Origin of the sequence: Pontimicrobium sp. SW4 (genome assembly GCF_039954625.1) — a bacterium.
GTDB lineage: Bacteria > Bacteroidota > Bacteroidia > Flavobacteriales > Flavobacteriaceae > Pontimicrobium.
Map to the genome: position 1 here is coordinate 1,931,371 of NZ_CP157199.1, position 19,163 is coordinate 1,950,533.

At 30.4% G+C, this 19,163-nt stretch carries 19 protein-coding genes; 12 read left to right on the forward strand and 7 right to left on the reverse strand.

Going from position 1 to position 19,163, the window contains the following annotated elements; all coding sequences use genetic code 11:
* Nucleotides 1–68: 68 nt before the first annotated feature.
* Both ABGB03_RS09035 and ABGB03_RS09040 read left to right on the forward strand, forming a co-directional pair.
* Nucleotides 69–599, forward strand: coding sequence for a hypothetical protein (locus tag ABGB03_RS09035; protein ID WP_347922091.1), 531 nt, complete (start codon nucleotides 69–71; stop codon nucleotides 597–599).
* Between the two features lie 5 nt (nucleotides 600–604).
* Nucleotides 605–2,509 carry a Xaa-Pro dipeptidyl-peptidase gene (locus ABGB03_RS09040; RefSeq protein ID WP_347922093.1) on the forward strand — a complete coding sequence of 635 codons (1,905 nt, stop codon included), beginning with the start codon at nucleotides 605–607 and terminating at the stop codon, nucleotides 2,507–2,509.
* A gap of 12 nt (nucleotides 2,510–2,521) precedes the next feature.
* On the opposite strand, the gene ABGB03_RS09045 is transcribed toward ABGB03_RS09040, so the two are convergent.
* Complete coding sequence (locus ABGB03_RS09045; RefSeq protein ID WP_347922095.1) at nucleotides 2,522–2,734, reverse strand: hypothetical protein; 213 nt, start codon at nucleotides 2,732–2,734, stop codon at nucleotides 2,522–2,524.
* Nucleotides 2,735–2,802: 68 nt separating this feature from the next.
* Between ABGB03_RS09045 and ABGB03_RS09050 the strand changes: the two genes are divergently transcribed.
* Nucleotides 2,803–3,297: a GNAT family N-acetyltransferase gene (locus tag ABGB03_RS09050; protein WP_347922097.1), complete on the forward strand. Its 495-nt coding sequence runs from the start codon at nucleotides 2,803–2,805 to the stop codon at nucleotides 3,295–3,297.
* 606 nt (nucleotides 3,298–3,903) lie between these two features.
* On the opposite strand, the gene ABGB03_RS09055 is transcribed toward ABGB03_RS09050, so the two are convergent.
* Nucleotides 3,904–4,545 (reverse strand): protein-L-isoaspartate(D-aspartate) O-methyltransferase, encoded by a 642-nt coding sequence (locus ABGB03_RS09055; protein ID WP_347922099.1) that lies wholly within the window; start codon nucleotides 4,543–4,545, stop codon nucleotides 3,904–3,906.
* A 130-nt stretch (nucleotides 4,546–4,675) separates the two neighbouring features.
* Here ABGB03_RS09055 and ABGB03_RS09060 point away from each other — a divergent pair, with 130 nt between their 5' ends.
* The 9 genes from ABGB03_RS09060 to ABGB03_RS09100 are packed head-to-tail and all read left to right on the forward strand — an operon-like array spanning nucleotide 4,676 to nucleotide 14,102.
* Nucleotides 4,676–5,638, forward strand: a complete 963-nt coding sequence (locus ABGB03_RS09060) for a Gfo/Idh/MocA family oxidoreductase (RefSeq protein ID WP_347926404.1) — start codon at nucleotides 4,676–4,678, stop codon at nucleotides 5,636–5,638.
* A gap of 13 nt (nucleotides 5,639–5,651) precedes the next feature.
* Nucleotides 5,652–6,539 (forward strand): 3-hydroxybutyryl-CoA dehydrogenase, encoded by an 888-nt coding sequence (locus ABGB03_RS09065; RefSeq protein WP_347922101.1) that lies wholly within the window; start codon nucleotides 5,652–5,654, stop codon nucleotides 6,537–6,539.
* Between the two features lie 6 nt (nucleotides 6,540–6,545).
* Nucleotides 6,546–7,763: a DUF1015 domain-containing protein gene (locus ABGB03_RS09070; protein ID WP_347922104.1), complete on the forward strand. Its 1,218-nt coding sequence runs from the start codon at nucleotides 6,546–6,548 to the stop codon at nucleotides 7,761–7,763.
* A 1-nt stretch (nucleotide 7,764) separates the two neighbouring features.
* Complete coding sequence (locus tag ABGB03_RS09075) at nucleotides 7,765–8,436, forward strand: YggS family pyridoxal phosphate-dependent enzyme (RefSeq protein ID WP_347922107.1); 672 nt, start codon at nucleotides 7,765–7,767, stop codon at nucleotides 8,434–8,436.
* Between the two features lie 12 nt (nucleotides 8,437–8,448).
* Nucleotides 8,449–9,837 (forward strand): exonuclease domain-containing protein, encoded by a 1,389-nt coding sequence (locus ABGB03_RS09080; protein ID WP_347926406.1) that lies wholly within the window; start codon nucleotides 8,449–8,451, stop codon nucleotides 9,835–9,837.
* Entirely contained in the window at nucleotides 9,821–11,815 is a 1,995-nt protein-coding gene (locus tag ABGB03_RS09085; protein WP_347922109.1) for a DUF3857 domain-containing protein, read from the forward strand. The genes ABGB03_RS09080 and ABGB03_RS09085 overlap by 17 nt, the downstream gene beginning before the upstream one ends.
* A 34-nt stretch (nucleotides 11,816–11,849) precedes the next feature.
* Nucleotides 11,850–12,686, forward strand: coding sequence for an ion transporter (locus ABGB03_RS09090; RefSeq protein ID WP_347922112.1), 837 nt, complete (start codon nucleotides 11,850–11,852; stop codon nucleotides 12,684–12,686).
* Nucleotides 12,676–13,590 (forward strand): tRNA (adenosine(37)-N6)-dimethylallyltransferase MiaA, encoded by a 915-nt coding sequence (miaA, locus tag ABGB03_RS09095; RefSeq protein ID WP_347922115.1) that lies wholly within the window; start codon nucleotides 12,676–12,678, stop codon nucleotides 13,588–13,590. The genes ABGB03_RS09090 and miaA overlap by 11 nt, the downstream gene beginning before the upstream one ends.
* On the forward strand, nucleotides 13,587–14,102 hold the full coding sequence (locus tag ABGB03_RS09100) for a nuclear transport factor 2 family protein (RefSeq protein ID WP_347922117.1): 516 nt from the start codon (nucleotides 13,587–13,589) through the stop codon (nucleotides 14,100–14,102). Before miaA ends, ABGB03_RS09100 begins: the two co-directional genes overlap by 4 nt.
* Before the next feature lie 76 nt (nucleotides 14,103–14,178).
* Here ABGB03_RS09100 and ABGB03_RS09105 read toward each other — a convergent pair whose 3' ends face one another.
* From ABGB03_RS09105 to ABGB03_RS09125, 5 genes are all read right to left on the reverse strand, one after another.
* A complete protein-coding gene (locus ABGB03_RS09105) occupies nucleotides 14,179–14,889 on the reverse strand; it encodes a response regulator transcription factor (RefSeq protein ID WP_347922120.1) in 711 nt (236 codons plus the stop codon).
* A gap of 6 nt (nucleotides 14,890–14,895) precedes the next feature.
* Nucleotides 14,896–16,437, reverse strand: a complete 1,542-nt coding sequence (locus ABGB03_RS09110) for a HAMP domain-containing sensor histidine kinase (protein WP_347922122.1) — start codon at nucleotides 16,435–16,437, stop codon at nucleotides 14,896–14,898.
* 91 nt (nucleotides 16,438–16,528) lie between these two features.
* Nucleotides 16,529–17,125 carry a dephospho-CoA kinase gene (gene coaE, locus ABGB03_RS09115; protein ID WP_347922125.1) on the reverse strand — a complete coding sequence of 199 codons (597 nt, stop codon included), beginning with the start codon at nucleotides 17,123–17,125 and terminating at the stop codon, nucleotides 16,529–16,531.
* Nucleotides 17,126–17,132: 7 nt separating this feature from the next.
* Nucleotides 17,133–18,092 (reverse strand): YbbR-like domain-containing protein, encoded by a 960-nt coding sequence (locus ABGB03_RS09120; protein WP_347922128.1) that lies wholly within the window; start codon nucleotides 18,090–18,092, stop codon nucleotides 17,133–17,135.
* On the reverse strand, nucleotides 18,089–19,102 hold the full coding sequence (locus ABGB03_RS09125; RefSeq protein ID WP_347922131.1) for a glycosyltransferase: 1,014 nt from the start codon (nucleotides 19,100–19,102) through the stop codon (nucleotides 18,089–18,091). The genes ABGB03_RS09120 and ABGB03_RS09125 overlap by 4 nt, the downstream gene beginning before the upstream one ends.
* Nucleotides 19,103–19,163 lie beyond the last annotated feature (61 nt).

Genomic DNA, 19,163 nt, shown 5'->3' on the forward strand with positions numbered 1-19,163 from the left:
TATTTCTTTTATCTTATTATCTTTAAAAGAATTTTTTTGTAAAATTCAATTAATTAAAACATATTAATATGAAAAAACTAATCATTTTAGGAGCTATTTTCTGTTTCTGCACCACTTTGGTTGCTCAAGAAAGCAATAAAACGTACACTAAAAAAGTAAAAACATTAGACAGCACTCTTGAAACTTTATATGCTGTGATTTCAGGCGAAAAAGGAGAAGCAAGAGACTGGGATTTATTCAGATTCCTGTTTCATCCAGATGCAAAATTAATACCATCAGGAAAAAACAGAGAAGGCAAAATTGGTGCTCGTTTTATGACTCCTGATGATTATATAAATAGCTCTGGACAATGGTTAATTGAAAATGGCTTTTATGAAATTGAATTGCAACGAGAGATTGATACGTTTGGCAATATCACACAAGTATTTAGCACGTACGAATCTTATAGAAGTAAAAATAACAAAGAACCATTTATGAGAGGTATTAATAGCATTCAACTACTTAATGATGGTAATAGATGGTGGATTCTTAATATTTATTGGATGCAAGAATCTGAAGAAAACCCAATTCCGAGACAGTATTTACCAAATAAAAATTAATACAAATGAAAGTTATTTTTAAAAAAGACTTATACATTTTTCTATTAACGCTATCTATTGTTTTTTCAGCAATAGCTCAAGAAAAAGCCAAACCCGTTTTTAAAGATGGTGAAGCACAAATTGTTGAAGCTTTTAATAATCCAGATGATTGGATTCGTCATGATCTTTGGGTAGAAACTTCATTTGATACAGATGGCGATGGCAAACTCGATAGAATGCATGTAGCAGTAACTAGACCAAAGCAAACCGATACCGAAGGCTTAAAACTCCCTGTAGTTTACGAATCTAGTCCTTATTATGCAGGAACTGCTGGTTTTGGCGAAGGGACTTTTTGGGATGTTAAGCATGAGTTAGGAGAAACGCCTAAACCAAGAGTTCATCCAGAAGTAACTAGAACAGGAAAGCGCCCAATAATCTCTAATTCGCAAATAAAAACTTGGGTGCCTAGAGGTTATATTGTAGTACATTCATCATCTCCAGGAACTGGATTATCACAAGGCTCGCCAACCGTAGGTGGTGATAACGAAAGTCTAGCCCCAAAAGCAGTGGTTGAATGGTTATGTGGTCGTGCAAAAGGTTATACTACACCTTATGGCAATGAAACTGTTGAAGCTTTTTGGTCAACTGGAAAAGTTGGAATGACAGGAACATCTTATAACGGAACAATTCCTTTAGCTGCTGCTACAACTGGCGTTGAAGGTTTAGAAGCTATAATTCCTATAGCTCCAAATACATCATATTATCACTATTATCGCTCAAACGGACTAGTACGTTCTCCTGGTGGCTATTTAGGCGAAGATATTGATGTACTTTACGACTTTATTCATAGTGGAGGCGAAGAACCACTTACTCCTATGAAAAATACAAAAATTAGCGATGCAGATATTCCCACTGCAGTATTCAAATCAAAAAGAGAATATAGCAATGCAATGGTTCGTGATACAGAAATGAAAAACGGAATGGATAGGGCTACTGGAGATTATAATGATTTTTGGGCAGGTCGCGATTATCTAAATGATATGGGCCCAATGAAAGCAGCATTGTTAATGTCTCACGGATTTAACGATTGGAATGTGATGCCAGAACATAGCTATAGAATTTACAAAAAAGCTAAAGAAATGGGATTACCAACACAAATATATTATCATCAAAACGGTCATGGTGGACCTCCTCCAATGACCATGATGAATCGTTGGTTTACACATTACCTTCATGGTATAGAGAATGGTGTTGAAAATGATGCTCGTGCATGGATAGTTCGTGAAAATGATGCTCAAGATAAACCTACAGCATATAAAGATTATCCAAATCCTGAGGCTTCAAATGTAAGTTTATATTTGAGCCCTGGAGCTCCAATAAAAGGAGGCTTGAGCCCTAAAAAAACAAGTACTAATAAAACTGAAACTTTAGTAGATAATTATTCATTTTCTGGTTCAGGTTTAGCACAAGCAGACATTACAAATCATCGTTTACTGTATGTAACACCTACATTAACTAAAGATGTTCATATTTCTGGTATACCAAAAATTATGATAACTTTATCAAGTAATAAACCAGCAGCAAACTTGTCTGTATGGTTAGTGTCGCTACCTTGGCAAGAAGGTAGAAGAGCAAAACTAACTGATAATCTTATTAACCGTGGTTGGGCAGATCCGCAAAATTACAAATCTATTAGAAAAAGTGAACCTTTAGAAAAAGGTAAATTTTATACTATGACTTTTGATTTAAACCCCGACGATCAAGTTATTAAAAAAGGTCAGCAAATTGGTTTAATGTTTTTTTCTAGTGATAAAGAGTTTACGTTACAACCTCAACCAGGAACTGAGCTTACTATAAAACTTAATGAGACTTCGTTGGTGCTTCCAATTGTCGGAGGTATTGAAGCTTTAAATGCTGCTTTTAAAAACTAATATAACATAAATTTAATAATCACATATTCTTTGATAAACATGATATTGGGGTGATGGGTTTTCAATTTCACCAGTACAATAACCTTCATCTACCTCCCCCTCACCAGATATAGGTGGTCCAGATATCACACTTTTTATACACGGACAACTACCATCTTCTTTAGAACATGAAACAATTACTATAAAAAATATTATTGCTAAGTATTTAATCTTATTCATATTCAATTTTTATTATTCATCAATTAAGAATTATATTACAATTGTAAATCTATATATTTTAAACTTAAAAACAAATGTTAGAATTCTTATCAGCAACATCTAAAAAACATTTTAATACAATTGCCAAACTAGCTAATATAGTTTGGCATGAGCATTATACACCAATTATTGGAAAAGATCAGGTAGAATATATGGTCGCAAAGTTTCAAACCTCTGAAGCTATGCAAAAACAAAATAAAGATGGCTACGAATATTATATTATTAGATATGATAAAAACAATGTTGGTTATCTTTCAATTAAACAAAATAAAGACGACCTCTTTTTAAGTAAAATTTATATTCTTAAAGAGTTTAGAGGAAAAAAAATTGGAAAATCTGCTTTTAATTTTATTGAAGAAAAAGCCAAAAATTATCAATGTAAAACGATTTCATTAACCGTTAATAAAGGCAATGTTAACACTATAAAGGCTTATGAAAAATCAGGCTTCAAGAATATAGAAGCTATCGTTATAGATATTGGTAATGGATTTGTAATGGATGATTATAGGATGGTAAAAAATCTAATTTAAATATAAACTACATAATGTTAACTCATCAAGAAGCATAGTTCACTCATTGTTAGTTTTCTAAATCTAAAAATCAAATTATTTTTCAAAAAACTATAATAACTTATTATTATGAAATATTTTTTAGCAATTTTTTTTATAGTATTTTTATCCATACATCCTTAGCCTGCTCCTGTATTAGAGTAGGTATTTTAAAAGGTCAAAATCAATCAGACTTCATCTTTACAGGCAAGGTTCTTGAAATAAATAAAGTAATTACCAAAGAGAAAACAACAGGTTCAAACAAAATTAAAGACTTTGTTCATTACGAATTCATTTTTGAAATAAAACATATACATAAAGGAAAAAAAGACTTCAATTATAGAGATACTATAACAATAATTTCTACTGCTGGTGGAGCTGATTGCGGAAAAAACTTTTTTTTAAATAAAAAATATTTAGTCTATGCTCACGAACAGGACACCAAGATTGGTTATGGGCTTTGGGATCAGAAAGCTGATAAAAAATATATGACAACCAGTATTTGCACAAGAACAAAAAAAGTTGGGCTAATAACTTTTCTTGAGCAATTTATTCTAGAAATCACCTAGTCATTATACAACAAAGCAACTAATTTTTATCCTCTAAAAGCGGCACAAATCTAAAATCGCCTAGTTCGTGTTTCTCAAATTCCTTGGCACCTTTTCTAATAAACAAAGTCATTATTTGAACGTCATCACCAACAGGAATTACCAACCTTCCTCCTACTTTTAATTGTGCTAACAATGGCTTAGGTACAAAAGGAGCTCCAGCAGTAACAACTATTCCATCAAAAGGAGCTTCTTCAGGTAGTCCTTTATATCCATCTCCAAAAATGAGCTTTTTAGGAACATACCCTAATTTTGGTAAAAACTTACTCGTTTTTTTAAATAGTTCTTGCTGACGCTCTATACTATAAACCTTTGCTCCTAACTCACACAATACAGCTGCTTGATAACCACTTCCTGTACCAATTTCAAGAATCTTATTTCCTTTTTTAACCTGTAATAATTCTGTTTGAAAAGCAACAGTGTACGGTTGTGAAATCGTTTGATCTGCAGCAATAGGAAATGCTTTGTCTTGATAGGCATGGTCTAAAAATCCAGAATCCATAAATAAATGCCTTGGAATATTACCTATAGCTTGTAATACATTTTCATCTTCTATTCCTTTTGCCTTTATGGTTTCAACTAGTTTTTGACGCAGTCCTTTATGCTTAAATGTATCTTTCAATGCTTATGTTTTTGCTTGCTAAAATTAGCCAAAATGTTAGTGATAAAAAACAAGAATACCATTAAATTTTAAATAAAGAATCCGTCTAAAAAAAGCATAAAAAATCTTATTTTTGTTGAAAACGATAAACATGCTAAAAGCTGGTGTACTTGGTGCAGGCCACCTTGGAAAAATTCATTTAAGACTTTTAAATCAATCTGACAAATATGAGCTTGTAGGTTTTTATGATGCAGATGAGACAAATGCTAAAAATGTTGAAGCGGAGTTTGGTTATAAATACTATAATTCTATTGATGCGCTTATTGATGCAGTAGACATGATTGACATTGTCACACCTACCTTATCGCATTATGAATGTGCTCTTAAAGCCATAGCAAAAGGTAAGCATGTATTTATTGAAAAGCCTATTACAAACACGGTTGAAGAAGCAGAAGAAATTCGTAAACTTTTAGCTAAACATAATTTAAGAGGACAGGTTGGCCATGTAGAACGATTTAATCCAGCTTTTATAGCTGTTAAGGATCAAATTGTTAATCCAATGTTTATAGAAACACATCGTTTGGCAGAGTTTAATCCTCGAGGTACAGATGTGCCTGTAGTTTTAGATTTAATGATTCATGATATTGATATTATTCTTAGTGTGGTAAAGTCCAAAGTAAAGCATGTATCGGCGAGTGGAGTTTCAGTGATAAGTGATACACCTGATATTGCTAATGCTAGAATTGAGTTTGAAAATGGTTGCGTAGCTAATCTTACTGCTAGTCGTATTTCTTTAAAAAATATGCGTAAATCACGATTCTTTCAAAAAGACGCATACATTTCGGTAGATTTTTTAGAAAAGAAATGTGAAGTGGTTAAAATGAAAGATGCACCTAAAAATCCAGGCGATTTTGATATGATACTTCAAAATGCCGAAGGTATTAAGAAACAAATATATTTTGATAACCCTCAAATTTCAGGTAATAATGCCATTTTAGATGAGCTAGAATCCTTTGCTCATGCTATAAATACAAATACAACACCTATAGTAACACTAGAAGATGGAACAGAAGCTTTACGTGTTGCTACTCAAATAATAAATTGTTTTAATTAAAATAAATAGATTAATGAAAAATGTTGCAGTAATTGGAGCTGGAACCATGGGAAATGGTATTGCTCATACATTTGCACAAAGCGGATTTAAAGTTCAATTAATAGATATAAGCGATGCTGCTCTAAAAAAGGGAATTGATACGATTACCAAGAATTTAGATAGAATGGTTGCTAAAGAAAAAATTTCGGAAGCACAAAAAGAAGAAACCTTAGGTAATATAACCACACATACCAGCGTCACTGAAGGTGTAGAATATGCTGGTTTGGTAGTAGAAGCAGCAACAGAAAATATTGATTTAAAACTAAAAATATTTAAACAGTTGGATGAAGCATGTCCAGAAGACACCATACTTGCAACCAATACCTCATCTATTTCTATTACTCAAATAGCAGCTGTTACTTCAAGACCAGACATGGTTATAGGAATGCATTTTATGAATCCTGTACCTATTATGAAATTGGTAGAAATTATTCGTGGCTACAATACAAGTGACGAGGTAACGAAACTAATTATGGATATGTCTACCACACTTGGTAAAATTCCAGTAGAAGTAAATGACTATCCAGGTTTTGTTGCCAATAGAATTTTAATGCCAATGCTTAACGAATCTATAGAAACTCTATACAATGGCGTTGCTGGTGTACAAGAGATTGATACGGTTATGAAATTAGGAATGGCGCATCCAATGGGACCATTGCAACTAGCCGATTTTATTGGTTTAGATGTATGCTTATCCATTCTAAACGTGATGTACGACGGATTCAAAAACCCTAAATATGCACCTTGTCCTCTATTGGTTAACATGGTACGCGCTAGAAAATTGGGTGTGAAATCTGGTGAAGGGTTTTATGATTATTCTGAAAGCAGAAAAGCAGAAAAAGTAGCTAAACAATTTTTATAATCTATCTTGGCAAAAATAATTCCTTTTAAGGCAGTACGTCCAACACGGGACAAAGTAAGTTTAGTTGCTTCACGTTCATACCAAACTTATACACAGGATGAACGTGAAGCAAGACTTGACTATAATCCGTTTTCATTTTTACATATTGTAAACCCTGGCTATAAATATCATTTAGAACTAAAAGGAGAAGATCGCTATAAATTGGTTAGAAATAGATATTTAGAGTTTAAAGAAGACTCTATTTTTATTCAAGATAGCACACCATCTTTTTATGTGTACAAAATTGTAAATCGCGAAGGAGATGTTTTTAACGGAATTGTTGCAGCTGCTAGTGTTGAAGATTACGAAAAAGATGTCATTAAAAAACATGAAGATACTATAGAATACAAAGAGGAAGTATTTAAAGAGTACCTAAAAACAGTTGGTTTTAATGCAGAACCTGTGCTTTTAACGTATCCTGATAATGATACGTTATCTAAAATAATTTCAGAAAAACAAAATGAGCGCTCTGAATTTGAATTTACTACTACTTACAGAGACACACACTATTTATGGGTTATTAATGAAGTTGAAAAAATCGAAGCAATAACTGCTGAATTTTCAAAAATAAAAAGACTTTATATTGCCGATGGTCATCACAGGTCTGCATCTTCAGTCCTCTTATCTAAAGAACAAAATATAAACGGTTCATATAACTTTTTCATGAGCTATTTAATTCCTGAATCTGAACTAGTAATTCATGAGTTTAATCGCTTAGTGAAAGATTTAAATGGAATGACTAAAGAAGCTTTTTTAATGAAACTAGATACCATATTTCGTATTGAAAACAGAGAAAATATTCTTTATAAACCATCAAGGAAACACCATTTTAGTATGTATCTAGATGGTGAATTTTATTCTCTTTATCTTAGAAAAGCAAATTACATTATTAATAATGCATTAGATGCTTTGGATACTCAAATCCTATACAAAACAATATTACAACCAATTTTAGGTATTAATGACGTAAGAAACGATCAACGATTAGATTATTCGCATGGTAAAAGTGATTTAGTAACCATAAAAAGTAAAGTAGACAGTGGTGAGTTTATAGTTGGATTTGGTTTAGTTCCTATTTCAATTGATGAGTTAAAATCTATTGCTGACGAGCATCTAATAATGCCTCCAAAAAGCACTTTTATAGAACCTAAATTACGAAGTGGTATTACAATTTATGAGTTTTAGAATGAGCATAGTAAAAAATCTTAACAACATAAAATCTCAACTTCCAGAACAGGTCACTTTAGTGGCTGTTTCTAAAACAAAGCCTGTTAGTGACCTAATGCAAGCTTATAATGCTGGTCAGCGAATTTTTGGCGAGAACAAAATTCAAGAAATGGTTGAGAAATATGAGCAAATGCCAAAAGATATTCAATGGCATATGATTGGTCATGTTCAACGAAATAAGGTAAAATACATGGCGTCGTTCGTTTCGCTAATTCATGGTATTGATAATTTTAAGCTCCTAAAAGAGATTAATAAACAAGCTTTAAAGCACAATAGAGTTATAAATTGTTTATTACAAATAAAAATAGCTTCTGAAGATTCTAAATTTGGCTTATCAAATCAAGAAGCACATGATATTTTAAATTCTGATGGATTTACTGACCTAAAAAACATAAAAGTAGTTGGCTTAATGGGAATGGCAACATTTACAGATAATGAAGAGCAGTTAAAAACTGAATTCAACCAGTTAACGCAAACATTCAATTCTCTTAAAGGCATTAAAACCGATAACAGTGAATTAAAAACCATTTCAATGGGAATGAGTGGCGATTATAAACTTGCCATAGATTGTGGAAGTACAATGATAAGAGTTGGAAGTAGTATATTTGGAGTACGTAATTATGCTAATTAAAAAAGTAGTCCTATTTATTCAATCTTAGACATAGAAACAACTGGTGGAAAGTACAACGAAGAAGGTATTACCGAAATTGCCATTTACAAATTTGATGGTCACGAAGTAGTTGACCAATTCATTACACTTGTAAATCCAGAGAGAGACATTCAGCCTTTTGTAGTAAATCTTACAGGTATTAATAGTAATATGTTACGAAACGCTCCAAAATTTTATGAGATTGCAAAACGTATTGTCGAAATTACCCAAGATACTATTCTAGTAGCTCATAATGCACAATTTGATTACCGAATATTGCGGACAGAATTTAGACGCTTAGGATTTGATTTTAGCAAAGAAACCTTATGTACCGTTGAGCTTTCAAAAGATTTAATTCCTACTGAAGACTCTTATAGCTTAGGGAAATTAACCAGATCTTTAGGAATTCCTGTTAGTGATCGTCATAGAGCAGCTGGAGATGCTCAGGCAACAGTAAAGCTATTTAAAATGTTACTTGCTAAAGATTTAAATAAAAACATTATTAAAGAATCTATTAGACTAGAACCAAAATACCAAATGGAGCCTAAACTGCTAGATATTATAGATTCTCTTCCTTCTATTACTGGCGTGTATTATATGCATAATTCTAATGGAGATATTATATACATTGGAAAAAGTAAAAATATAAGAAAACGTGTTAATCAGCACTTTACGAGTTCAAACCCAAAGTCAAAAAAAATGCAAATGCAAGTAGCTACAGTAACTTACGAAGATACAGGAAGTGAACTTGTTGCGTTACTTAAAGAAAGTGAGGAAATCAAGCTGAACAAACCCATTTTCAATAGGGCCTTAAAACAGAATATTTTTTCTCATGGTTTATTTAGTTTTACAGATGATAATGGATATATTAACTTAAAGGTTGCAAGCATCAATAGAAAAGGAACACCAATTATTACGTTTTCTAACATGCAAAGTGCTAAGAGCTTTATTTCTAGAGCTGTAGATGAACATAATTTATGTCAAAGACTTGCAGGATTACACCATTCAAATAGTAACTGTTTTAACTACACAATTAAACAATGCTTTGGAGCATGTATAGATGAAGAGCATTTTGAGACCTATAATAAAAGAGCTTTAAATATTATCGATTACTATAGTTTCGATAATGAAAATATGGTCATAGTAGATCGAGGGCGTGCTGTAGATGAACGTAGTGCCGTTTTAATTGAAAATGGTGTGTTTAAAGGTTATGGTTTTTATAATTTAAACTATCAAGTAAATAATCTTGAAGTGTTACAATCTATTATAACACCAATGCAGCATAATCGAGATTCTCAACATATAATACAAACGTATTTAAGAAGAAAGCGACATAAATTAAAAATTATTAACTTAGAAAAACAACATGAAAGCAATAATTAACCTACTAAGTTTAATTTTTATTTTACAGATAAATGCCCAAAGTGATTTTAATTCATCTAGTATAAAAGTTACATTAGGGGATTTGCAAACAAATGTTTATGCTAATGATACAACTGCAAACGCTTTGGTTCTTTTTGAAAAAGGGAATAGCTATGTTCATAGAGAAACTTATAACTTAATAACTGAAATTGAAAAAAAAGTAAAAATCCTTGATAAAGATGGCGAAAATGAGTCTACTGTTGAAATATATTTATACAATAGTGATGATAAAAGGCGAGAGGAAAAAGTCTCCAAAATAATTGCTAAAACTCATAATTTGGAGAATGGGCAAATTAGAGAAACAGCCATTAGAGGTAGTGAGGTTTTTAGAGAAGTTTATGATAAGAATTATACTATAGTAAAATTTACATTACCAAAAATTAGTTCTGGAAGCGTAATTACATATAGTTATAAACTAGAATCTCCTTTTATGTTTAATTACAAAGAATGGAAATTTCAGGAAGATATACCAAAACTATATAGTCAATATAATACCAGCATTCCAGGGAATTATGAATATGGTATCAAACTAGTTGGTGTATTAAAATTAGACAAAAATGAGAGTGTTATAGAAAAGAAATGTTTGTCGGCTAATCCAAATTCAAGTGGGATTTCTCTAACAAATACAGGAACTGCAGATTGTACAAATACAATTTATGCAATGAAAAATATTCCTGCTTTTATCGAGGAAGATTATATGACATCAAGTAAAAATTACTTATCTAAAATTGACTACGAACTAAAAAAAACAACAAGTTTTACTGGCGTTGTAGATAGAATAACTAAGACATGGAAGGATGTTGATAAAGAATTGAAATCCCATCCAAGCCTTGGAAAACAATTTAATAGAACAAGCCATGTAAAAGACTTACTAAATTCTTCAATAACTAAAGAAAAGGATAAGTTAACTAAAGCAAAAAATATCTATAATTTTGTTCAAGAAAATTACACTTGGAACGAAAAGTACTTAACATTTAAAGAAGCATCTATTAAAGATATTGTAAAGAATAAATCGGGAAATGTATCACAAGTAAATTTACTATTGCACAATTTACTTACTGCAAATGATATAGAATCTACTCCTGTATTATTGTCAACAAGAGAAAATGGATTTGCAACAACACTTTACCCAGTGTTGTCTGATTTTAACTATTTAATAACTCAAGTAACTATAGATGGTATTCATTACTTATTAGATGCAACAGATGAGTATCTAAACTTTGGGCAATTACCCTTCAGGTGTTTAAATGACTACGGTAGACTATTAACTTTAAAAAAAGGTAGTTCGTGGATTGATATAGTTAGTATTAACTCTTCAATAATTCAATATCAAGTAGATTTAAAATTTGATGAGAACAACGTATTAAATGGCACTATTAACTCTAGGTATAGTGATTATTTTGCTCTAAGCAAGAAAAAAGACTATTTCTCTAACCCTGAAAGCTATTTAGAAAATTTTGAAAACAATCATGTAGAAATGGAAGTTATTAAACATGAGGTAAAAAATAAATCTATTAATAATGATAAATTTGAAGAATCATTTCAAATTCAATACCCAGATCTAGAGACAACTTCTGAAACCTTTTATTTAAACCCTTTTATAGATACATTTATATCTACTAATCCATTTAAATTACAAGACAGAACCTACCCAATTGATTTTGGCTACAGAATGGCATATATGTACAATTTTCAATTGGATTTAGGTGATTCATATGAATTAGCAGAACTTCCGAAAAGCAAAAAAATGAGTTTACCGGAAGATACGGGAAATTATACTTTTGCAATTAGTAGACAAGATAACAAGATAAATATATCATTAAAAATAAACCTTAAAAAAACGAGATATCCGGTTGGTTATTACATATCATTAAAGCAATTTATGAGTAATATTGTAAATACTCAAACCAAAACACTATTAACACTAAAAAAGAAATAGTGAAACTTTTATTACATTTATAAAAAACAAATTCTTGACAGAAAATAAAAAAAATACCAACTGGAGGCATAAACTTCATGAAGTTCTATATGAAGCAGATACAACATTAGGTAAGTTATTCAATATGGTTTTGCTTATAACAATACTTGCAAGTATTGTTCTAGTAATGCTCGAAAGTGTAAGTAGTTTTGATGCTAAATATCATACTTTTCTTAATATTTCAGAATGGGTTATTACAATTTTATTTTCTATAGAATACATAGCAAGAGTAATCGCCGTAAAAAAACCTTTAAAATATATTACTAGTTTTTATGGCATTATTGATTTATTATCAACCATACCAAAATATGTGTCACTAATTTTTGTTGGTTCTCATTCTTTAATTGCTTTAAGAGCATTACGCTTAATGCGAATTTTTAGAATTTTAAAACTAGCACGCTACATAGGTGAATCTACCAATTTTGTTAGAGCCTTAAAAGCAAGTCGTGCAAAAATTGTGGTATTTCTTTCATTTGTATTAATAATATGTATAATACTAGGTACCGTAATGTATTTGGTAGAAAGTGGGCAAGACAGTGGTTTTACAAGCATACCAAGAAGTGTATATTGGGCTATTGTAACCCTAACAACCGTAGGATATGGTAATATTGCTCCTGTTACTGCTCTTGGACAGTTTATAGCTGCAATAATTATGATTATGGGTTATGGAATAATTGCTGTTCCAACTGGAATAGTCTCTTCAGAAATGACAAAAACCCCAAAAAAAGATATACATGTTAATACACAAGCATGCCCTAATTGCTTAGCCGAAAAACATAAAGACAATGCTGAATATTGCTATAATTGTGGTGAAGTTCTAAATGAAGACTAACTATTTAATTTCTATAGTCGGTCCAACTGCAATTGGGAAAACATCTCTAAGCATTATGCTTGCAAAGCATTATAATACAGAAATCATTTCGGCAGATTCTAGACAGTTTTTTGAAGAAATGCAAATTGGTACTGCTGCACCAACTCAAGAAGAACTCTGTCAAGTTAAACATCATTTTATTCATCATAAATCTATAAAAGACAGCTACAGTGTTGGTGCTTTTGAAAAAAATGCTATAGAGTGTTTAAATGAGCTTTTCAAAAAACATAACATCGTTATTATGGTTGGAGGCTCTGGATTATATGTAGATGCTATTACTAAAGGTCTAGACCACTTTCCAAGTGTTGATCCAAAAATTAGGAAACGTCTTAACATTGAATTGAAATCAAGTGGAATCGAGAGCCTTCAAAAACAATTAAAAGAATTAGATATCAAGGCGTATAACTCTATAGCTATAGATAATCCTCATCGTATTATTAGAGCACTAGAGATTTGTATTGGTACAGAAAAACCCTATTCTTCATTTTTAAACAAAGAAAAAACACCACGCAATTTTAAAACCATATCTGTTGGCTTATTGGCAGATAGAAACATTATTTATGAACGTATTAATAAGCGAGTGGATATAATGATGAATAGTGGTTTATTAGATGAAGTAAAAAGTCTTGAAAATTACCAACATTTAAATGCGCTAAATACTGTTGGTTATAAAGAATTATTTAAATATTTAAATGGTGAATGGGATTTAGAATTTGCTGTTTCTGAAATTAAAAAAAATACAAGACGTTTTGCAAAACGACAACTAACTTGGTTTAAAAAAAATGAAGAGACTCTTTGGTTTGATTACCAATCTAATATTGATTATATTATTAGTCAAATACAAAATCAAATTGACGTCTTATGAAAACTTTAAAATCCTTCATCATATTGATCTGTATAGGATTTACTCTACAAATTCAAGCCCAAAACAATAAATGCTTAAATGAAATAAATAATCAGGTTTGGTCAAATTTCACTAAAGCTTTTGAAACTTTTGATCATGAGTTATTTGGAAGCTTACATTCAGAAGAACTTGTACGTGTTGGAGGTAACTCAAAATTACTTCGAAACAAAACCGATTATATAAATGGTTATGCTAATCGTTGGACTAATAGCAAAAGCCCTCAAACAATATCTTTTAGGTTTTTAGAGCGTATTTGTAATGATAATAAAGCATCAGAACGAGGAATATATAAACTTACAGTAAATTATGGCTTACCCAATGAACAGTCTTACTATGGCAAGTTTCATGTCATTATGATAAAAGAAGCAAATCAATGGAAATTACTAGTTGATTATGATTCTAACGAAAGTAATACTATTACAAAGCAATCATACCAAAATGCTTTTGTCATTGATGATTTCGAAAAATATTAACGCAAAAAAAATCAGCTATATTTAGAATTTGCTAAATAATCAGCTGATTTTTTTAATTAACAACTTAATTTTAAGTTTAAGCTTTTTGGTTGACTACTAATCTAAAGCCTTCTCCATGAATATTTAAAATTTCAACATTTTCGTCAACTTTTAAGTACTTACGTAGCTTAGCAATATATACATCCATACTTCTTGATGTGAAATAATTATCGTCTCGCCATATTTTAGTTAAAGCAAGTTCACGTGGCATTAAATCATTTTCATGTAAAGCTAATAAACGTAAAAGCTCATTTTCCTTTGGTGATAATTTAACTGGTTCTCCTCCTTTATATCGTAAAAAACGAAGCTTTGAGTTTAAATGAAAATTACCTATTTCAAATTCAAATTGTTTACTATCTGCAACACTATCAGTAGCTTTACGTTGCATAATAGCTTTAATTTTCATTAATAGTACTTCACTATCAAAGGGTTTATTTAAATAGTCGTCTGCTCCAACTTTATAACCTTTTAAAACATCTTCTTTCATAGCCTTTGCAGTCAAGAAAATAATTGGAACATCGGTATTCTTTTCACGAATTTCCTTAGCCAATGTAAAGCCATCTTTATATGGCATCATGACATCAAGAATGCATAAATCGTAATCATCTTTTTTAAATTTCTCAAATCCTTCCATACCATTTTTAGCATGAACAACATCATAATCGTTCATGTTTAAATAGTCTTTTAATACAGTTCCAAAATTTGGATCATCTTCAACTAAAAGTATTTTCTTGTTTTGCTCTTCCATAGCTATTTATGATATTAATGGTAGCTTAATAATAAAGGTACTACCTTTTCCTTTTTCACTTTCTACTGATACGTGACCTTGATGGTCTTCAACAATTCTTTTAACATAAGAAAGACCTAATCCATGGCCTTTTACATTATGTACATCACCAGTGTGTTCTCTATAAAATTTTTCGAACACCCTCTTTTGGACGGATTTTGACATTCCGTTACCTTGATCTTGTATTTTTAATAAAATGTTGTTTCCAACATTTTCGGTATATATATCTATTTTAGGTTCATCATTAGAATACTTTACAGCATTGTCTAATATATTTACTATAACGTTAGTAAAGTGTGTTTCATTGGCTAACACGTCACAATTTATAGCATCTAAATGTGTTTTTACGTAACCGTTCCTATCCTCCACAATTAGTTCAATGTGCATTGCTGCATCATTTATTATGTCATGAAGCTTAACTCTTTCTTTACTAATATTAAGTTCGTTCTTTTCAAGTTTAGATATTCTAAGTACATTTTCAACTTGCGCATGCATACGTTTATTTTCATCCTTTATCATTCCAAGATATCGCTTTACCTTGTCTTCATCTCCAATAATTTTTGGATTTCGTATCGCATCTAATGCTAAGTTTATTGTTGCTATTGGCGTTTTAAACTCATGCGTCATGTTATTAATAAAATCGGTCTTTATTTGTGAAATTTGACGTTGCTTTATTAATTGAAATAATGCACTTGCATACGCAATAATAATGATGACTGTAAATATTATTGCTAGTAATGCCATTCCTACTATTGAGGATAAAATGAATTTATTTCTATCCGGAAAATTAATATATAAAGTATATTCACTTTCATCATTATTGTCTAAAAAAATAGGCACTCCTAATTTAGCTTGTTGTAATTCAAAATTATTGGACTGTACTTTTGTAGCTAAGTCTTTATGATAAATAGAAAATTCAAAATCTATATCAATATTATTTTCTAATAGTTTCTTGCTAAGTAACTCTCTTATTGTATTTTTTGATACTCGTAAGTGAATTGGTGTGTTTTGAGCTTCTTCTCTATATTGCGTTTCAAAAGCTGACATTTGAAGCTTATTTAAAGAATAAATACTTTTTGTAGTTTTCGTAGGTGTAATTGGCAAATCACTATCCATATCGATATTATTAAATACCTTTCTGGTAGAATAACCTGTAAACCTACTAATAGTAGAACTATCTAAACCTAAACCTATGTCAAAGAGCGTAAATCTTTCTTCTAAAACACCTGTGTCATATATTTCAATTTGGTTGGTGTTATCATTTTGCTTATAAACCAAAATTGTTCTTAAATCGGTTGAATCGGGTACTGTACCTTTGGCTAATAACTTTTTTAGCTCATTTACATACTTATCGTATTCTAACTCAACAACTTTATCGGATGTGTAAGTAAGCGCCTTTTTTACATTAAACGTAAACTGCTCTTCTTCATTTTTAAACGTATTATTAATAAAATAAGCTTGTACAAAAATAATTCCAACAAGCGACAAACTCATTAATATTACCAACAAGACGAATAGCTTTTTACCCATCACTCAAAATTAACATTTTAACATCTAGATAGAATACCATTTAACCTTACATTAACACAAATGTTAAAATTTAGATTTCACAAATGGTAGTGAGTATCTTTTCGTGAATTTTTTCTACCTGATTTCTAGTATCAAGTAATGTATTATTATAAATAACAAATTGAGATAATCTTATTTTTTTTTCATCACTCCATTGGTTATCAATTATTGCGTTTATTTGCTCTTTAGATGAGTTATCTCTTTTAATCACGCGTTGAATTCTAGTCTCCTTATCTGCTACAACTAATATCACAGCAGTACAGTGCAAATAATTATTATTTTCGAACAGAATGGCTGCTTCCTTAATAATATATGGTGTCTTTTGTTTGGTAACCCAACGTTTAAAATGAGTAGCTACTTTTGGATGAATAATAGCATTCATTTTTTCAAGCATTTTCTTATTACTGAATATTTTTTCGGCAATAAAGGGCTTGTTTAATTTATCATCTAAGTATGCTTCTTCTCCAAATAATTTTATGAGTTTCCTTTTAATTATTTTGGACCTGTTCATTAGCTTCTTAGCTTCAACATCTGCAATATATATGGGTACACCTAGCTCGAAAAACATATTTGCAACTGTTGTTTTTCCACTTCCTATTCCTCCAGTTAATCCTATAATTTTGCTCATCATAAACTTAATTGACGATTATAAATTCAATTTGCTTTACATTTAATTTAGCAGATTTAATTTTATTTGGTTGATTTACTATACTAGGAACTAAATGTGTATTGTTTTCTTTAATGGTATTGAAATCGCATTGTACCAAAAAACTACTTGAAGAAATAGATTTAAAATTACTTAAACTAGTATAAAAAATTACTGGAACTGTCTTTGGATAAAAATTTATCTTTATATTTTCTGGAACATTTATAACATTAACAGGCACTTCAATAGTACCTTCGGTAAATTTTTCAACTTTCCCTTTTACTTCAACGGTACTTTTAGAAACTTTTATCTCTTTACTATTTTTTGGCAAATTTAATTCAATAATATGGTTAATGTCTGCATTGATATTTTCTAAATTAAGCGATTTTGTTTTAATTTCTGAAATTGAATCTGTGATTAATTTTGGACCAATTATTTTAATTGAATCTGGTTCTAATTGATACGCATTAATAACATCGTATCCAGCAGAAAATTTAATATTTGACACTAATTTCACTGGCACCATTTTTACAGAATTTACATCATACCGAAAAGCTATTGTATCGGGTGTTATATTTTCTACAGTGATATTTGTGGCAAATTGATTGATTATTTTTGATATCTCATTCGATTCAATCCATTTATAATGGGTTTTTGTCTTATCTAAATTACTAAAGTCTACATCAATTTCTGGGTTTCTTAAATAATACTTAATATGCCTAAAACCATACGTTGTTAAAGCAATAGTCATAACATTAGTCGAATCACTTAAAACAACATGATCTTCAGGAACATTAATAGCATTTATTTTAAATACAAAACTATGCGTGTATCGCTGAGAAAGCTTTGACAATACAGAAAACAAAAAAGCTAATACAATAAAAAGCAAAAACACGTTAAGTCTCTTACTTTTAAAATATGATAGAATATTTTGCTTAAATAGTCTCATGAAATGCCTTTAAAAAATAAATTTGGAAATAAATTCTCTGCACTTTTCTTAGAAAATAAAAGCTTTAAAGTTGACTTCAAGAAACCATACCCATATCCAAAAAACTGAATTAATATAGCCATTATTGCTAACACAGAAACAGTTACGTTTTTAGTTTTAATTAATGCGGTAATAAAGCTCAAAGCAAAGTAGCAAAAAACCAAATAAATAAGGAATGTTATGTTAAAAATTAATGCTATTAACGACAGTATCACTCCTAAGCAAAACAAAGTAGGAAACCAATAAGTTATTTTTTTTGTGTCAGGATGCCATTTGTTTAAAATTGGTCGAACTGAGCCAAATTTATATACTTGTTTGTAAAATTTAGACCATGATATCCTTCGTTTATGATATACATAAGCTTCAGTAATAAGTTTTGTTTCAAAACCAAGTTTCCATAATCTAATAGATAAATCTGGATCTTCTCCAGGATGTATACGACCAAAACCTCCTGTAGCATCAAACGCTTTTTTAGAGATTCCCATATTGAAACTTCTTGGTTGAAACTTGTTAATACTAGACGCCTTACCTCTTATACCTCCAGTAGATATAAAAGAGGTCATTGCAAAATTTATTGCCTTTTGTATGTTACTAAATGAGTTGTGGGCAGCATCAGGACCGCCAAAGCAATCCACATAATTATTGTTTAAACTATTTAAAACTTTAATTAAATATTGTTTTGGCAATACACAATCAGAATCTAAAATGATGAAATAACTCCCTGTTGCCTTTTTCATACCATAATTTCTCGAATCTCCAGGTCCAGAATTTTCTTTAAAATAATATGAAATATTTAATTGCGATTTATATTCCTGAGCGACTGATTCAGAGCTAATATTTGAACCATCCTCTACAATAACAATTTCAAAATCTTTGCTACCCTCTAAAGCAGCAAAACTTTCCAAAAGTTCTTTTGCTTCTTCTGGTCTATTAAAAATTGGAATTATAAATGATAGGTCGTTTGCAGTCATATTAATACAAAGGTAACGAAAGCACTGATATTTAATTGCTAAAAATAACGCATAAAAAAAG